Annotated in this window: 13 protein-coding genes; 9 read left to right on the plus strand and 4 right to left on the minus strand. The window is 52.0% G+C overall.

Translation table 11 applies throughout. The features are described from left to right. Positions 1–60: 60 nt before the first annotated feature. The gene (gene uvrA, locus ABWV76_RS20785; RefSeq protein WP_353377125.1) at positions 61–2886 is read right to left on the minus strand and encodes an excinuclease ABC subunit UvrA; all 2826 of its coding nucleotides are present in this window, start codon (positions 2884–2886) and stop codon (positions 61–63) included. A gap of 159 nt (positions 2887–3045) precedes the next feature. Here uvrA and ABWV76_RS20790 point away from each other — a divergent pair, with 159 nt between their 5' ends. From ABWV76_RS20790 to ABWV76_RS20805, 4 genes are all read left to right on the plus strand, one after another. Continuing rightward, on the plus strand, positions 3046–4452 hold the full coding sequence (locus tag ABWV76_RS20790) for a mannose-1-phosphate guanylyltransferase/mannose-6-phosphate isomerase (protein WP_353377126.1): 1407 nt from the start codon (positions 3046–3048) through the stop codon (positions 4450–4452). A gap of 90 nt (positions 4453–4542) precedes the next feature. Further along, positions 4543–5724 carry an MFS transporter gene (locus tag ABWV76_RS20795; RefSeq protein WP_353377127.1) on the plus strand — a complete coding sequence of 394 codons (1182 nt, stop codon included), beginning with the start codon at positions 4543–4545 and terminating at the stop codon, positions 5722–5724. A gap of 147 nt (positions 5725–5871) precedes the next feature. Beyond that, positions 5872–6480, plus strand: coding sequence for a single-stranded DNA-binding protein (ssb, locus tag ABWV76_RS20800; RefSeq protein ID WP_020411420.1), 609 nt, complete (start codon positions 5872–5874; stop codon positions 6478–6480). 9 nt (positions 6481–6489) lie between these two features. Next, complete coding sequence (locus tag ABWV76_RS20805; RefSeq protein WP_282951732.1) at positions 6490–7338, plus strand: sugar nucleotide-binding protein; 849 nt, start codon at positions 6490–6492, stop codon at positions 7336–7338. A gap of 50 nt (positions 7339–7388) precedes the next feature. Here the strand turns inward: ABWV76_RS20805 and fabB are convergent, their stop codons facing one another. After that, entirely contained in the window at positions 7389–8612 is a 1224-nt protein-coding gene (gene fabB / locus ABWV76_RS20810) for a beta-ketoacyl-ACP synthase I (RefSeq protein WP_020411422.1), read from the minus strand. 68 nt (positions 8613–8680) lie between these two features. After that, positions 8681–9205, minus strand: a complete 525-nt coding sequence (fabA, locus tag ABWV76_RS20815; RefSeq protein WP_020411423.1) for a 3-hydroxyacyl-[acyl-carrier-protein] dehydratase FabA — start codon at positions 9203–9205, stop codon at positions 8681–8683. Positions 9206–9479: 274 nt separating this feature from the next. Here fabA and galU point away from each other — a divergent pair, with 274 nt between their 5' ends. Beyond that, complete coding sequence (galU, locus tag ABWV76_RS20820) at positions 9480–10328, plus strand: UTP--glucose-1-phosphate uridylyltransferase GalU (RefSeq protein WP_020411424.1); 849 nt, start codon at positions 9480–9482, stop codon at positions 10326–10328. Then, positions 10329–11678: a phosphohexomutase domain-containing protein gene (locus ABWV76_RS20825; RefSeq protein ID WP_020411425.1), complete on the plus strand. Its 1350-nt coding sequence runs from the start codon at positions 10329–10331 to the stop codon at positions 11676–11678. Positions 11679–12682: 1004 nt separating this feature from the next. On the opposite strand, the gene ABWV76_RS20830 is transcribed toward ABWV76_RS20825, so the two are convergent. Next, the gene (locus ABWV76_RS20830) at positions 12683–13645 is read right to left on the minus strand and encodes a polyprenyl synthetase family protein (protein WP_353377128.1); all 963 of its coding nucleotides are present in this window, start codon (positions 13643–13645) and stop codon (positions 12683–12685) included. A 252-nt stretch (positions 13646–13897) separates the two neighbouring features. On the opposite strand from ABWV76_RS20830, the gene rplU reads away from it, so the two are divergent. The 3 genes from rplU to cgtA all read left to right on the plus strand — a co-directional run bounded on the left by rplU (position 13898) and on the right by cgtA (position 15882). Continuing rightward, positions 13898–14209, plus strand: a complete 312-nt coding sequence (gene rplU / locus ABWV76_RS20835; protein ID WP_020411427.1) for a 50S ribosomal protein L21 — start codon at positions 13898–13900, stop codon at positions 14207–14209. A 17-nt stretch (positions 14210–14226) separates the two neighbouring features. After that, on the plus strand, positions 14227–14484 hold the full coding sequence (rpmA, locus tag ABWV76_RS20840) for a 50S ribosomal protein L27 (protein WP_020411428.1): 258 nt from the start codon (positions 14227–14229) through the stop codon (positions 14482–14484). Between the two features lie 192 nt (positions 14485–14676). Beyond that, the gene (gene cgtA / locus ABWV76_RS20845; RefSeq protein WP_020411429.1) at positions 14677–15882 is read left to right on the plus strand and encodes an Obg family GTPase CgtA; all 1206 of its coding nucleotides are present in this window, start codon (positions 14677–14679) and stop codon (positions 15880–15882) included. Positions 15883–15894: the final 12 nt, after the last annotated feature.

Raw genomic sequence — 15894 nt, forward strand, 5'->3', positions numbered from 1 at the left:
TAATGGTATTCAATGGATTTCAGGATGCCGGTTTTTAGACTGGCACCCTATCTTACTTAACTAACTAAGCATCGGTTTCAGAAAACGTCCGGTATGGGAAACTTTTATTTCAGCAACTTCCTCAGGTGTCCCTGCAGCGATGATCTGCCCACCGCCTGAACCGCCCTCGGGGCCCAGGTCTACGATCCAGTCTGCAGTTTTGATAACGTCTAAATTGTGTTCTATTACAACTATCGTATTACCATGGTCGCGCAGGCGGTGCAGAACATCCAATAACAGTTGGATATCGGCAAAGTGTAGGCCGGTTGTGGGCTCGTCGAGGATATATAAGGTTTGCCCTGTATCTCGCTTGGAGAGTTCGCGGGATAGTTTCACTCGCTGGGCTTCACCGCCGGAGAGCGTGGTGGCTGCCTGGCCGAGCTTGATATAGGAGAGGCCTACATCCATTAGGGTTTGTAATTTTTTGGCGATTACCGGCACGGGATCAAAAAACTCCCGAGCATCTTCTACTGTCATCTCCAGCACTTCGTGGATATTCTTGCCTTTGTAGTGTACTTCCAAGGTTTCACGGTTATAGCGTTTACCATGGCAGGTATCACAGGGTACATAGATATCTGGTAAGAAGTGCATTTCCACCTTGATCACGCCGTCACCCTGACAGGCCTCGCAGCGCCCGCCCTTAACATTAAAGCTGAAACGTCCAGGCTTATAGCCGCGTGAACGAGCTTCTTGGGTGCCGGCAAACAGATCGCGAATTGGAGTGAAGATGCCGGTGTAGGTAGCCGGATTGGACCTTGGGGTACGCCCGATGGGGCTTTGGTCTATATCCACGCACTTGTCGAAGTTTTCCAGCCCATGGACAGCCTTGTAAGGGGAGGCCTTTAGGGTGGTGGCCTTGTTGAGGGCAGTGGCAGCAAGCGGGTACAAGGTGGTGTTAATTAACGTGGACTTGCCGGAGCCTGAAACACCCGTGATACAGGTAAATAGCCCAACGGGAATCTCTAAGTCAACATTCTGCAAGTTGTTACCGCTGGCTCCTTCGAGTCGCAGAACATAATCGGGGGCAGGGATGTAACGCTCTTCTGGTACGGCAATTTTCTTTTTACCTGACAGGTATTGGCCGGTTAGGGATTTCTTGCACCTGGCAATCTTATCAGCGGTGCCAGCCGCGACCACTTCGCCACCATGAACGCCGGCACCGGGGCCGATATCGACAATAAAATCGGCACTGCGAATGGCGTCTTCGTCGTGCTCAACAACGATTACGGTATTACCAATATCACGGAGGTGGGTAAGTGTATTCAGTAAGCGCTCATTATCCCTCTGGTGTAGACCGATGGAGGGCTCGTCGAGGATATACATTACGCCGACAAGGCCGGCACCGATCTGACTGGCGAGGCGGATCCGTTGTGCCTCACCGCCGGATAGGGTTTCTGCACTGCGGTTCAGAGTCAGGTAGTTCAGACCTACATCTACAAGGAAGCGAAAGCGGTCTCGCAGCTCTTTAAGAATCTTATCGGCGATCTCTTTCTGTGCGCCTTTGAAGGTCAGTTCGTGGTCGAAATAATCAAAGGCGTCGCCAACGGGTAACTCGGTAATCTGCGCCAGTGTACGGTTATCCACAAATACATGTCGAGCCTCACGGCGCAAACGGGTGCCGTGACACTCAGGGCACTTTTGTGTGCTCAAGTATTTAGCCAGCTCTTCGCGTACAGACTGGGATTCTGTATCCCTATAGCGGCGCTGGAAGTTGGGGATAATCCCCTCGAAGGTATGCTGGCGCACGGTGACATCACCGCGATCATTGACATAGCTGAAATCGATTTCCTCATCGCCACTACCCTGCAGGATAATTCTGCGATGGGTTTTACGAAGCTTTTTCCAGGGTTTGTCGAGGTCGAATCCGTAATGTTCGGCGAGGGAGTCGAGCATATGGTAGTAATAGATATTGCGTCGGTCCCAGCCGCGAATGGCGCCCTCGGAGATACTGCTTTCCTGGTCGAGAATCACCTTGTCTTCATCGAAGAACTGCTTGACTCCCAGGCCGTCACAGCTGGGACAAGCACCGGCAGGATTGTTAAAGGAGAACAGGCGTGGCTCCAGCTCATCCAGTGAGTAGTCACATACTGGACAGGCATGGCGGGCTGAAAAGAGGCGGTCTTCCTGGTCACCATCCATAAAGCTGATGGAAGCGATACCATCAGTGAGATTTAAAGCGGTCTCGAAGGATTCAGCCAGGCGCAATTGCAGGTCTTCACGTACCTTAAAGCGATCTACCACCACCTCAATGGTGTGCTTGCGGCGCTTATCCAGCTTGGGGGTATCGTCCAGGTCGCAGATAAGCCCATCGATACGTGCACGTACAAATCCGTCTCGACGCAGCTGCTCGAACACATGTTGATGCTCGCCTTTGCGATCGCGAACCACAGGTGCCAATAACATGATCTTGCTGCCTTCTGGCAGGGCTAATACCTGGTCCACCATCTGGCTAACAGTTTGGGCCTGGAGTGGCTCATTGTGCTCCGGGCAGCGAGGCTCACCTACCCGGGCAAATAATAGCCTTAGATAGTCGTAAATTTCAGTGATGGTACCCACTGTAGAGCGCGGATTGTGGGAGGTGGACTTCTGCTCAATGGAGATGGCAGGAGACAGGCCCTCTACGGTATCCACGTCGGGCTTTTCCATCATCGATAGGAACTGACGCGCATAAGTGGAGAGAGACTCAACATAACGGCGCTGGCCCTCTGCGTAGAGAGTATCAAATGCCAGGGAGGATTTACCGGAACCAGACAGTCCGGTTATCACGATCAGCTTGTCGCGGGGAATGTCGAGATCGATATTCTTCAGGTTGTGGGTGCGCGCACCCCTTACATAAATCGTGTCCACGCTCTACCTATCTACTGATAATACTGGGCCGGACTTCGAACTTGTTACGCTCAGGGCGATCACAACTGCGGTGCCGGAAAAACAGCCAAGTATAAACTCGCTACCCGATGTGCCAAAATCGTCTGCCGCAAATATCCAACAGCCAAGCAGATTGAATTGATGATTCCCGTAATTCTCTGTGGCGGCACAGGTTCTCGTCTGTGGCCGCTCTCCCGTGAAGCCTACCCAAAGCAATTTTTACCTTTAATTGGTAGCGAGACCATGTTGCAGGCTACGGTGCGGCGCTTGGAGGGAATACAGCAGCTGCAGGCCCCCATTTTGGTGTGCAATGAGGAGCACCGCTTTGCAGCTGCAGAGCAATTACAGGAGATCGGCCATGGAACTCAGTCTATCCTGCTGGAGCCCTGTGCGCGCAATACGGCGCCGGCTATCGCTCTTGCGGCTTTAGCGGCTCTGGAGGGTGGTGATGACCCGTTGCTATTAGTATTGCCGGCGGATCATGCTGTGGCTGATGTCACGACTTTCCAAGAGGCTGTGCAATCGGCAAGTGCCTTGGCGGAGCAAGGGCACCTGGTAACATTTGGAATTGTGCCAACACGTGCTGAAACGGGATATGGCTATATTCGCCGTGGAGAGCTCTTGACAGCAAAGGCCTGGAAAGTGGCGGAATTTGTCGAGAAGCCTGACTCCGAAACGGCTGAGTCTTATCTGGCAGGAGGTGAGCATTGCTGGAACAGTGGCATGTTCTTATTTCGCGCTTCCCGTTACCTGGAAGAGCTGGGGCAGCACCGTGGAGATATACTCACCGCCTGCCGAGAAGCCTATAAAGGTGCTGTTAGGGATTTAGACTTTACACGTGTGAATAAAGTCGCTTTTGCTGCCTGTGCTGATGAGTCCGTGGATTATGCGGTGATGGAGCTCACTGAATCTGCCGCGGTGGTGCCAATGGATGCGGGCTGGAGCGACGTAGGTTCTTGGCTCGGACTCTGGGAACTGGCAGAACGGGATACCGATGACAATCTGCTACATGGAGATATCCTGCTGGAAGAGAGTGAGGGTTGCCTGGTGCGATCAGAGAGCCGTTTGGTAAGCCTGTTGGGAGTGAAGGATCTGATAGTTGTAGACACTGATGATGCTTTGCTGATCGCTGAAAAACAGCGGGTTCAGGAGGTTAAGAAGCTGGTTAACAGTCTCAAGCGCTCTGGCCGCAGCGAGGCCCAGCGCCATCGCAAAGTCTATCGTCCCTGGGGCTATTACGACTCTATTGATGCCGGACCGCGCTTCCAGGTCAAGCGTATTGTAGTTAAGCCGGGACAGCAGTTGTCCTTGCAGATGCACCACCACCGCGCCGAGCATTGGATCGTAGTGCGGGGTACCGCCAAGGTAACTCGTGGTGAAGAAGAGCTGTTGATCACAGAAAATCAGTCCACTTATATCCCCTTGGGGGTGGTGCACAGATTGGAAAACCCTGGAACCATTCCCCTGGAATTAATTGAAGTCCAATCCGGCAGTTATCTTGGAGAAGACGATATAGTCCGCTTTGATGATGACTATGGTCGCGGTTAGAAAAGCCCGAAAGTTGTACGCCTTCCACTACAGCCTGGCGGCTGCTCGCTGTACAATGCGCGCCCAATTTAACGCTGTTCCGGGAACTGCATGAATTCCACTGAGCGCCGGGCCCTGGGCGGGCTGGCTTCCCTTTATGTCTTTCGCATGCTCGGCCTGTTTATGGTATTGCCGGTTCTCACAATTTACGGTGAGGGTTATCGCGATAGCACACCGATGCTATTGGGATTGGCGATGGGTGCCTATGGGCTGAGCCAGGCACTGTTACAGATTCCTTTGGGCCTTCTGTCCGACCGCTGGGGACGTAAGCCGGTTATTTATACTGGCCTCGCGGTTTTTGCCTTAGGCAGTGTTATTGCCGCGCAGACAGACTCTGTTTATGGCCTGATTGTGGGTAGGATTCTACAGGGATGTGGGGCGATTGCCGCAGCAGTGATGGCGCTGGTTGCTGATCTCACCCGGGATGAGAAGCGAGGCATTGCCATGGCTATCATAGGGGCCTCTATAGGGGTGGCATTTATGCTGGCGGTAATATTGGGCCCTGCTCTCGCGGGAGCAGGGGGACTCCCGGTTATCTTCTGGGTGACAGCAGGGCTGGCAATTCTGGGGATGTTGCTGGTCTGGCGAGTGGTGCCCACTCCCCAGGTGGCAAGGCGCCCAGCGGTTTTCAGCGGTGGTTTTCGTAAGGTTTTGGTTAGTGGCCTTACCTGGAGATTGGTTTCAGGAGCGTTTTTTTCTCATCTCTTATTAACAGCTATGTTTGTCGCCCTTCCATTGGTGTTGGTCGACAGGCTTGGCTGGCCGGCGGGAGAGCATTGGAAACTATATGGCCCGCTGATGCTGGGTACTTTTATCCTGATGCTGCCTCTGATGCGGGCGGCAGAGCGCAGCGATAGAGTGGGGCTCGCTTTGAATTTTGCCTGTGTTGCCCTGGTGGGGGGGAGCGCGGCATTGCTGCCTATAAATGGCCCCGTAGCTGTTGTGCTACTGCTAGGTATTTTCTTTACTGGTTTTAACCTGCTTGAAGCTCTGTTGCCAGCCCAGCTGACTCGCAAAGCACCTGAGAATGCCCGTGGCGCAGCTTCAGGGCTCTATGCCACACTGCAGTTTTTCGGCACTTTTGTAGGCGGTAGTTTGGGGGGATACCTTTTTGGCCTTGGGGGTGCCAGTGCCGTAGCATGGCTCGGTTTTTCCGTTCTGTCTGTTTGGATTCTGCTTTGGTGGTTGTTGCGGGAGCGGGAGCCAAAAGCTCGAGAGGGTAGTGCTTACTAACTGGTGGTGTCTGTTGTATGCTGCTGGATAAAAATACACTGGTCGCCAATCTGGGCGGTCGCGCATTGTTGGTGTGAGTCACCTCACATCTTAAATATTGAATGATTATTGCCTGGGTAGGACCTGGGTCGAAGAGAGGAGAGGGCCATGGCCAGGGGGATCAACAAAGTAATTCTGATTGGTAATTTGGGTAATGATCCAGAGACCAAATATATGCCGAGTGGCGGTGCGGTCACTAATGTGAGCTTGGCAACCAGTGAGAGCTGGAAGGACAAGCAGACCGGTCAGCAGCAGGAGCGCACTGAGTGGCACCGGGTGGTATTCTTTAACCGCCTGGCCGAGATTGCCGGTGAGTACCTGCGCAAAGGCTCTAAGGTGTACATTGAGGGCTCTCTGCGCACCCGCAAATGGCAAGATAAGAATACTGGTCAGGACCGTTACACTACCGAGATTGTTGCCAGTGAAATGCAGATGCTCGACGGCCGTGGGGAGCAAGGAGGCTTCGGACAGGGTATGGGTGGTGCCGGAATGGGTGCTGCTGGCATGAGCGGCCAATCTATGGGCGGTAGCCAGGGTGGCTACGAGCAACAACAGAGTGGTTTCCAGGGCGGTTATCAGCAGGGAGGTCAGGATTCCTTTGCTCAGGGGCGCACGGCGCCATCACCAATGGCACCGTCCAGCAAACCGCAGCCGCAGCCTAACCAGGGGCCAGCGGGTGGTTTCGATAACAGCTTTGACGACGATATTCCCTTCTAAGCCCATCCAGTGTCTGATCTACATACCGGTTATAAGCCGGACACGGTAGCGGTCATTACTGCTGGTAACGATATCGACAGCGCTCTGCAGAAACGCCTGCAGCGCGCTGGCTTTCGTGTTCAACAGCTTTTACCCGCAGAGCTCGACCAGCTGCGACCAAGCTCGATTGTTATCAATGCCTCGGCCTGCGCAGACAGCCAGGGCATGCCAGAGTCTCTGCAGGTGGCTAAGCAGCTCGCGAGAGGACTCTGTCAACATGTTATTCACCTTTCCTCTTATCAGGTATTCGCTGGAGGTGAACAGCGGAGATATGATGAGGATGAAGTGGCGGATCCACAGGCTCGAAGTGGTCGCCAGTGGTTGGCTTGTGAGCGTGCCCTGAGTGGATTAGAAAACCTGACTATCCTGCGATTTGGCTGGATGGTGGATAGCAACCTGGAAGCCCTGCTTGCGCGGGTATTACGGGGCTTTATAACTGGTGAACCGCTCGAACTGGATGGTATCAATAACGGTAATCCGGTTACTGTTCTCGATTTGTCTCGTGTGACGGTAGCGATAGCACAACAGCTAGCCAGTGGTGCCTTTGCTCCAGGGGTTTATCATTACGGAAGTTCAGACAGCTGCACCGCTATAGAGTTTGCGTTAGAGGTTGTGGAGCGGGCACAGTCATTTCACGATGAAGAGCGGTTTGTGCAACTCAGTGCATTAGAGGATTCTGGTCAAAAGGATCGCAGTGTTGTGCTGGCCTGTGGAAAATTGAGGGATGTGTTTGGCATTCAGCAGCACAGCTGGCGCCAGGGGCTCACCCGACAGGTAGAGCTTTGGTTAGAACGTTTGGGTGCAGAAAAGTCTGGTTAGGTTTCTATCAGCAAAGATAAAAAAGGCGCCTATATGGCGCCTTTTTTTGTTTAGATCTTGTCGAATACTAGGCAGGCGTTAGTACCACCAAATCCAAAACTATTAGACATGGCCCGCTTGATCTCACTGTCGCGAACTTCGGTCACCAGATCCATACCCACAGCTGCAGGGTCCAGATTCTCTACATTGGCAGATGCAGCGATAAAGTTGTTTTGCATCATCAGTAGACTGTAAATCGCCTCTTGTACGCCAGCGGCGCCGAGGGAGTGGCCTGTAAGGGACTTGGTAGAGGCAAATGCTGGAACTGTGTCACCAAAGACTTCACGCATAGCCTTCAATTCAGCCACGTCTCCAACTGGGGTTGAGGTGCCGTGGGTATTAATGTAATCCACGTTACCTCTCAGTCCTTTGCCGTCCATTCCCGCTAACGCTTGTTGCATACAGCGGGTTGCACCCTCACCACTGGGGGCGACCATATCGTAACCATCAGAGGTTGCGCCGTAGCCGGTCAGCTCGGCATAGATGGTGGCTCCACGGGCTACAGCGTGCTCCATTTCTTCCAATATCAGGCAGCCGCCGCCACCGGCGATAACGAAGCCATCCCGGTCGGCATCGTAGGGACGTGAGGCCTTCGTTGGGGTATCGTTATATTTGCTTGATAGGGCGCCCATTGCATCAAAAAGGTGAGTCAAACTCCAGGCTAGCTCCTCACCACCACCTGCAAAGACAATGTCCTGCTTACCCATCTGGATCAGCTCGGCCCCATTCCCTATACAGTGCGCACTGGTGGCACAAGCGGAAGAAATGCTGTAGTTCACTCCCTTGATCTTGAATGGGGTGGCTAAACAAGCGGAAACGGTACTGTTCATTACCTGAGGCACCCGGTAGGCGCCCACGCGCCTTACGCCCTTTTCCTTGAGGGTATGGGCCGCATCAATAATTTGCTGGGTGGATGTGCCGCCTGAGCCCATCACAATACCTGTGCGCGGGTTGGATATCTGATCCTCCTGCAGGCCTGACATATCAATGGCCTCTTGCATGGCTATATATGCGTAGGCGGCTGCATCACCCATAAAGCGGAGCTGCTTTCTATCGATATGTTCCTTGAAGTCGATATCGACCTGGCCCGCTACCTGGCTGCGCAGGCCGAGCTCCCGGTACTCCTCCTGAAAGCGGATTCCGCTGCGTCCTTCTCTCAACGAGGCGGTGACTTCTTTTGTATTGGTGCCGATACAGGATGTAATACCCATTCCGGTAATGACTACCCGACGCATAGTGGTCTCCAGCATAGCTTGTCGGTAGAGGACTACATGATTTCTACCGACAATGGTTTACGGTGTGTTTAAAAATTATCGGTACGGGTAAATAAGCCTACGCGAAGATCCTTAGCTGTGTAAATTTCACGGCCGTCTACAGCAACGGTACCATCGCCAATTCCCATAACAAGCCTGCGCTCAACAATACGGCTCATCTGGATGTGATAGGTGACTTTCTTGCTGGTGGGCAAAATCTGACCGGTAAATTTGACCTCGCCACAGCCGAGTGCGCGACCGCGCCCGGGGTTACCTTTCCAGGCCAAAAAGTAGCCGAGTAGCTGCCACATTGCATCTAACCCGAGACAACCGGGCATTACCGGATCGCCTGGAAAGTGACAATCGAAAAACCAAAGGTCGGGGTGAATGTCCAGTTCCGCAATCAGTTCTCCCTTACCGAAGGCTCCGCCTTCCTTTGAGATATGTGTGATGCGATCCAGCATCAGCATATTGGGAGCGGGCAGTTGTGCATTGCCAGGGCCAAACATCTCGCCCCGGGAGCAGGTCAGTAGCTCCTCTCTGCTATAGGTGCTTTTTTGAACAAAATTACTCATTTTTTCCCCGTTGGTGGGTGGTTACGCAATCCATACTGGGCGTTTTTGTAAGAGCGGGCATTCTAAGGGCTCTGTGTCGCTTGTCTAGTCGGTCAGGGCTGTTTTTGTGACTGGCGCTGGAATTGCTTTCACAATCTTAGAGCATTCAGTAGTAGATTTTATGGTCCAATAAGGGATTTTAGCGTCATTATCTGTAAGTGAATGACCCTAACAACTATGATAAGTTGCCGGCCAAGCACTGGGTGCGCTCGTTTCAAAATTATGGGGGAGCATAATGCTCAAGAAATGTTTATTCCCGGTTGCCGGTTACGGCACCCGCTTCTTACCTGCTACGAAAGCCATGCCCAAAGAGATGCTGCCTCTGGTGAATAAGCCACTGGTGCAGTATGGCGTAGAGGAAGCGATAGAAGCCGGGCTGACGGAAATCGGCTTTGTCACTGGTCGGGGCAAGCGCGCCATCGAAGATCATTTCGACACCAATTTTGAGTTGGAACACCAGATAGCGGGTACTGGTAAGGAGCGATACCTTGATTCCGTTCGCAAAGTCATTGATAGCGCCAGTTTTTCCTATACGCGCCAGGGAGAAATGCGCGGTTTGGGGGACGCAATTCTTCAGGGGCGCCGCTTGGTAGGGGACGAACCATTCGCTGTAGTGCTGGCAGATGACCTGTGCCTGAATGAGGAGTTAGGCGTACTTGCGCAGATGGTGCAGTTATACAAGCAGTTTCGCTGCAGTATTGTTGCTGTCGAAGAGGTGCCTACTGAACATATCCACAAATTTGGTGTGATTGCGGGCAATGAGATCAAGCCCGGTTTGTACCAGGTTACCGATATGGTGGAAAAGCCGACGGCCGAAGAGGCGCCAAGCAATAATGCGATTATTGGTCGCTATATTCTGACTCCAGATATCTTTGACCTGATACGCGATACTCCTCCTGGCAAGAATGGAGAGGTACAGATTACCGATGCGCTGCTAGCCCAGGCCCGCCAGGGCTGCGTTTTGGCCTACGCATTTAAGGGGCGCCGATTTGATTGTGGTTCGGTTGAAGGCTTTATCGAAGCTACGAACCATGTCTATGAGAATGTTTACCTGCCCAAGCAGGCTGCCCAGGAGAAGAAGTAAGTGGCTGAGCTTACCTGTTTTAAGGCCTATGATTTACGCGGTCGTGTGCCGGAAGAGTTAAATCCAGATGTTGCGTATCGTGTGGGGCGTGCTTTTGCCCAATTCCTCGGAGCGCGACGGGTTGTAGTTGGGCATGATATTCGTTTGACCAGCCCTGAACTGACCGATGCTCTGGCGAATGGTTTACGCGATGCCGGTGCTGACGTATTTCATATTGGCGAGTGTGGCACTGAAGAAGTTTATTTTGCCACTTCCCATGGGGATTTTGATGGCGGCATCTGTGTAACCGCGAGTCATAACCCTATGGATTACAATGGTATGAAATTTGTCCGTGCAGGAAGTAGTCCAATTAGTGGCGATACTGGTCTGTTGGATATCAAGCGATTGGCAGAGCAAAATAACTTTGCCTCAGCACCAAGGCGAGGTGATCTATATCGCTTTGAACACCGTGTCGATTTTGTAAAACATTTGCTGTCTTATATCGATAGCACGGCTTTGAAGCCACTCAAGCTAGTGGTAAATGCTGGTAATGGCGGCGCTGGTGCAGTGGTTGATGCCTTGGCACCGCATCTGCCATTTGAATTTGTACGAGTACACCATCAGCCGGATGGTAACTTCCCGAATGGTATTCCCAATCCAATTTTGCCGGAAAACCGTGCAGCGACTGCGGAAGCTGTGAGAGAGTGTGGTGCCGATTTCGGGATTGCCTGGGATGGCGATTTCGACCGCTGTTTCTTCTTCGATGAAAAAGGTGAATTTATCGAAGGTTATTATGTGGTAGGCCTGCTTGCAGAGGCATTTTTGCTCAAAAATGATGGTGCGAAAATTGTTCATGATCCACGCCTGCTGTGGAATACCGAGGACATTGTCCATGCAGCTGGCGGGGAGCCCGTGCAGAGCAAGACCGGTCATGCATTTATCAAAGAGCGCATGCGTAAAGAAGACGCTATCTATGGCGGTGAAATGAGTGCGCACCACTATTTCCGCGACTTTGCTTACTGTGACAGCGGTATGATCCCCTGGCTTTTAGTGGCAGAGCTGGTAAGTCGCAGTGGTAAGTCTTTGTCTCAGTTGGTGAGTGAGCGTATGGCTGCTTTCCCCTGTTCTGGGGAAATTAATTCTAAGGTGAAGGATGCCGCTGAATTACTAAAAATGGCCGAAGCAAAGTATGCTCCGGGAGCTGAGAGCGTTGAGCATGTAGATGGCTTGAGTGTGGCTTATCCCGATTGGCGCTTTAACTTGCGTATGTCCAATACCGAGCCCGTAGTACGCTTAAATGTTGAGTCCCGTGGGAATGAGGCGCTAATGCGTGAAAAAACTCAAGAGCTTCTTGATTTAATTCGCGCTTGAAAAAGATAGAGTAAATACAGTAGTTAAAATTTAAGAGACCTGTTTAAGGTCAGTCAAAAATTTGGCTGGCCTTCCCTGCCTAAATTAATACTATAATTACTAGTAAATAAAATTTCATATTTTAATCTGTTGTCCCGTAAGTCTAAAGCGGGCGGGTCTTTCTGGTAATAGAGTTTTGCATGGTATTTAAATATTGTGCATAAATTTTCCACCGTTCATGGACGCATGCAACAATTGCTGTCGCATAGACCAAATATTCATACTGATGCCTGTTCAATTTGAACCGTCCAAATGACCTTCTGACTTTACCAAAAAACCAAAGCTTCCTTTGTTGATTACAGCTGTATCCAGTATTTTTTTGCAGCTATAGGGTCCTTAGTATATATAGAGGAATATTGTGTATTTGCAAAATTAAAAATTCCAGCTTATTGCTGCGAGGATTGTTGTCATGCAGGAATTTGTAATCCACTACGTATAATGAAGTTAGTCCACCTCTAGTGATTACAAGGTTATTTTGTGGGAATTTTTCAGGTGCTAATCTGAATTGATATAGGGCAGTGGATGGCCTCATAATTTTTCTTCTGGGTATTTTCCATTGGGTGAAACTTTGAAGCTGTTTTCCTTCAAACTGATGGTGCTAAAGTTTCGTTTGGTATTTATGGGCTAAAAATAATAAATGCCTAAATCTTTGATATGGCTAAGTTTTGGTCCTGCTTATTTAATTTTTCGGATAAGTAGTGCAATAGCTTGGCTACAGGTGGTGGTGTTGCATTTATAGGGAAGTAACCTGGCTCGATTTTTGTAAAGCTGTGATTAAGAGTTATAGAGGCTGCTATCTGGAGGACGACTCTTTAATTCGCAACGTATTGTTACAAATATTGCCCACCTTGTAAGTGAGGGGAGTGCACTCAGGTATGGGGAGTACTTATGTTCTTGGGGGCGTATTTGAGTGATAGGGCCACTAACTAATATAGTTGGTGGCCCGGCTGCTGTGGCTAAAAGTGCTATACGCTTCTCTCTACGGCAAAGCTGGCCAGTTGTTGCAGAGCCAGCTTTTGTTCGCAGTTGGGTAGGAACTCCAGCTGCTCTTTAGCGTTGTTAACAGCGGCACGTGCACGCTCCATGGTGTAGTCCAGGGCGCCGCAGGCTTCAATCGCGTCGACTATCTCGGATAGTTTTTCCGCGCTGCGTTGCTCTATCGCTTCTTTTACCAATTGGGCCTGATCTTTGCTGCCATTGGCCATGGTATAGATTAGTGGCAGGGTTGGTTTGCCCTCCGCCAGGTCGTCACCTACATTTTTCCCAAGTTCTTCTGGGTTGCCACGATAGTCGAGAGCATCATCCACAAGTTGGAAGGCAAGGCCCAAGTGGCGGCCATAGAGTTTCAGGGCCGTTTGTTCCCCGTTGGTGCAGTTAGCCATTACGGCGGCAGTTTCACAGGCGGCTTCAAACAGGGCGCCGGTCTTTTTGTGGATAACCGTAAAGTAATTGCCCTCGCCCACCGCGGGATCACCAGCATTTACCAGCTGCTGAACCTCACCCTCAGCAATAGTATTGGTGGTGTCGGAGAGGATTGCCATGATATCCATATCCCTGAGGGCTACCATCATCTGGAAGGCGCGGGAATAGAGGAAGTCCCCCACTAGCACGCTAGGAGCATTGCCCCATTTTGCGTTAGCTGTGAGGCGGCCACGACGCATGTCGGATGTGTCCACCACATCATCGTGCAGTAATGTGGCGGTATGGATGAACTCGATGATAGTCGCGAGGTCAATGTGGCTCTCCCCCTTATAACCACAGGCACGTGCACAGAGAAGCACCAGAAGAGGGCGCAAGCGCTTGCCGCCGGCTTCGACCAGATAGTGCCCTATGTTTTCCACCAGAGGAACGTCCGAGTGCAGTTGATCGAGAATGCGCTGGTTGACCGCGGCAAAGTCTTCGGCGGCGACCCGGTGAAAAGGCAGCATGTGAGAGTTCCTTATACGACTAGACTGGCGCCCCCCGGGGCCCGGGCAGCAAAGGGGCGCTATTGTATCAACCCGACGAATTGATTAGAATCTGCGCCCCGTCAATTGCGGGCTTCATGTGGCTATTCAGCTGCTTTGGGGTCGTTTGGCGAATATAGATGTTAAACAACACGGCGCAAGCTCCCGAAATGCGGAGCAGTGACTCAATAGTCCTCCCGCTGCTTCGTGTCGTCCATATCGGAGCATAGAAATATGTACGCTGTTTTTGAGAGCGGTGGTAAGCAACACCGTGTAGAAGAGGGCGAAGTTCTTCGCCTGGAAAAGCTGGAAGTAGCTACCGGCGAAACCATTGATTTCGACAAAGTGCTGATGGTCGTTAATGGCGACAAGATTAACATCGGCGCTCCCGTTGTAGAGGGCGCTAAAGTATCGGCTGAAGTAGTGAGCCACGGCCGCGGCGAGAAGGTGAAAATCATCAAATTCCGTCGTCGCAAGCACTCCATGAAGCGCCAAGGCCACCGTCAGTGGTATACCGAAGTCAAAATCACTGGCATTAAGGCATAACAGAGGAGTAACGACTCATGGCACATAAGAAAGCTGGCGGTAGTACGCGAAATGGTCGCGATTCCGAGAGTAAACGCCTGGGCGTGAAGCGCTTTGGCGGCCAGTCTGTAGCAGCAGGCAATATCATCGTTCGTCAGCGTGGCACCAAATTCCACGCAGGTATTAACGTTGGTATGGGCAAAGACCACACCCTGTTCGCCACTGCGGACGGCGTTGTGAAGTTTGAAGTTAAGGGCCCCAACAACCGCAAGTTTGTTTCTATCGAAACTGCTTAAGCGGTCATTAGCCCAAGCTTCATAAAAAGCCCCGCTATTGCGGGGCTTTTTTGTTGGAAAAGTCGCAGAAAAGCGGCGGCGGGAAGTTAGGGTGGCAGGTGCCCACAGGGGGCGGCTTGTCGGCTGGTATGATGATAGGGGTGCGCGGATGCGCGTACCGGATAAGGCAACCGCTATAGCGGTGGAGAGATTATGAAGTTTGTCGATGAGGCGCCCATCGTTGTCCAGGCAGGTAAAGGCGGTAACGGTTGCTTGAGCTTCCGTCGGGAGAAGTTTGTAGAAAAAGGAGGCCCGGATGGCGGTGATGGCGGCGATGGCGGTTCCGTTTACCTGGAAGCCGATGATTCCCTCAATACCCTGGTAGATTACCGCTATCAACCTCGCTATGCAGCTGAAAGTGGACAGCCGGGCCGCGGGCGCAACTGTACGGGGGCCAAGGGAGAAGACCTGGTGCTGAAAGTCCCCGTGGGAACCACTGTGATTGATGTGGATAGTGGCGAAGCGGTCGGCGACATGACTGAGGCCGGCGAGCGCCTTCTGGTTGCCCAGGGCGGCTTTCACGGTCTGGGTAATACTCGCTTTAAGTCCAGTACCAACCGCGCTCCCAGGCAGACAACAAATGGTACTGAGGGGGAGGTGCGCAGTCTCAAGCTGGAGCTGAAGGTTCTCGCCGATGTAGGCATGCTTGGACTCCCCAATGCGGGTAAATCCACCTTTATTCGTGCAGTTTCCGCAGCCAAGCCCAAAGTGGCCAACTATCCCTTTACTACCCTGGTACCTAACCTCGGTGTGGTACAGGTGCAGAAGCACCGAAGCTTCGTGATTGCCGATATTCCCGGCCTGATTGAGGGGGCAGCAGAGGGGGCGGGTCTTGGGATTCGCTTCCTCAAGCACTTGACCCGCTGTCGTGTGCTGTTGCACTTGGTGGATTTGGCACCATTTGATGGTTCTGATCCGGTGGAAAATGCCCGAGCTATTGAGCATGAGCTCTCCAGCTTCAGTAAGACACTGGCTGGACGTGAACGCTGGTTAGTACTGAACAAAACTGACTTGGTACCGGCGGTAGAACTGGAGGAGCGTTGCCAGGCAATTGTAGATGCGCTGGGTTGGACCGGTCCTGTTTTCCGTGTGGCAGCAATCCGCAAAGAGGGCACTGATATCCTCAGTGGTCGTTTAATGGATTACCTCGAGGAGCGTCAGGAAGATGAGGACCGTGACCCTGAGTTGGCGCAGGCAGAACTGGAGTCTCAGCGCCAGATGCAGCGTGAGGCCCGTGAGCGTATTGAGGAGTTGCGTGAGAGCCATAGGGCTAAACGCAAGGCAGCCAGGGAGCATGTGGATGATGATGAGGATTGGGATGACGATGAACACGATGTCGATATTGAGTATCGCCCCTGAGTTATCTCATTT

Source organism: Microbulbifer sp. NBRC 101763 (assembly GCF_040371615.1).
Lineage (GTDB): Bacteria > Pseudomonadota > Gammaproteobacteria > Pseudomonadales > Cellvibrionaceae > Microbulbifer > Microbulbifer variabilis.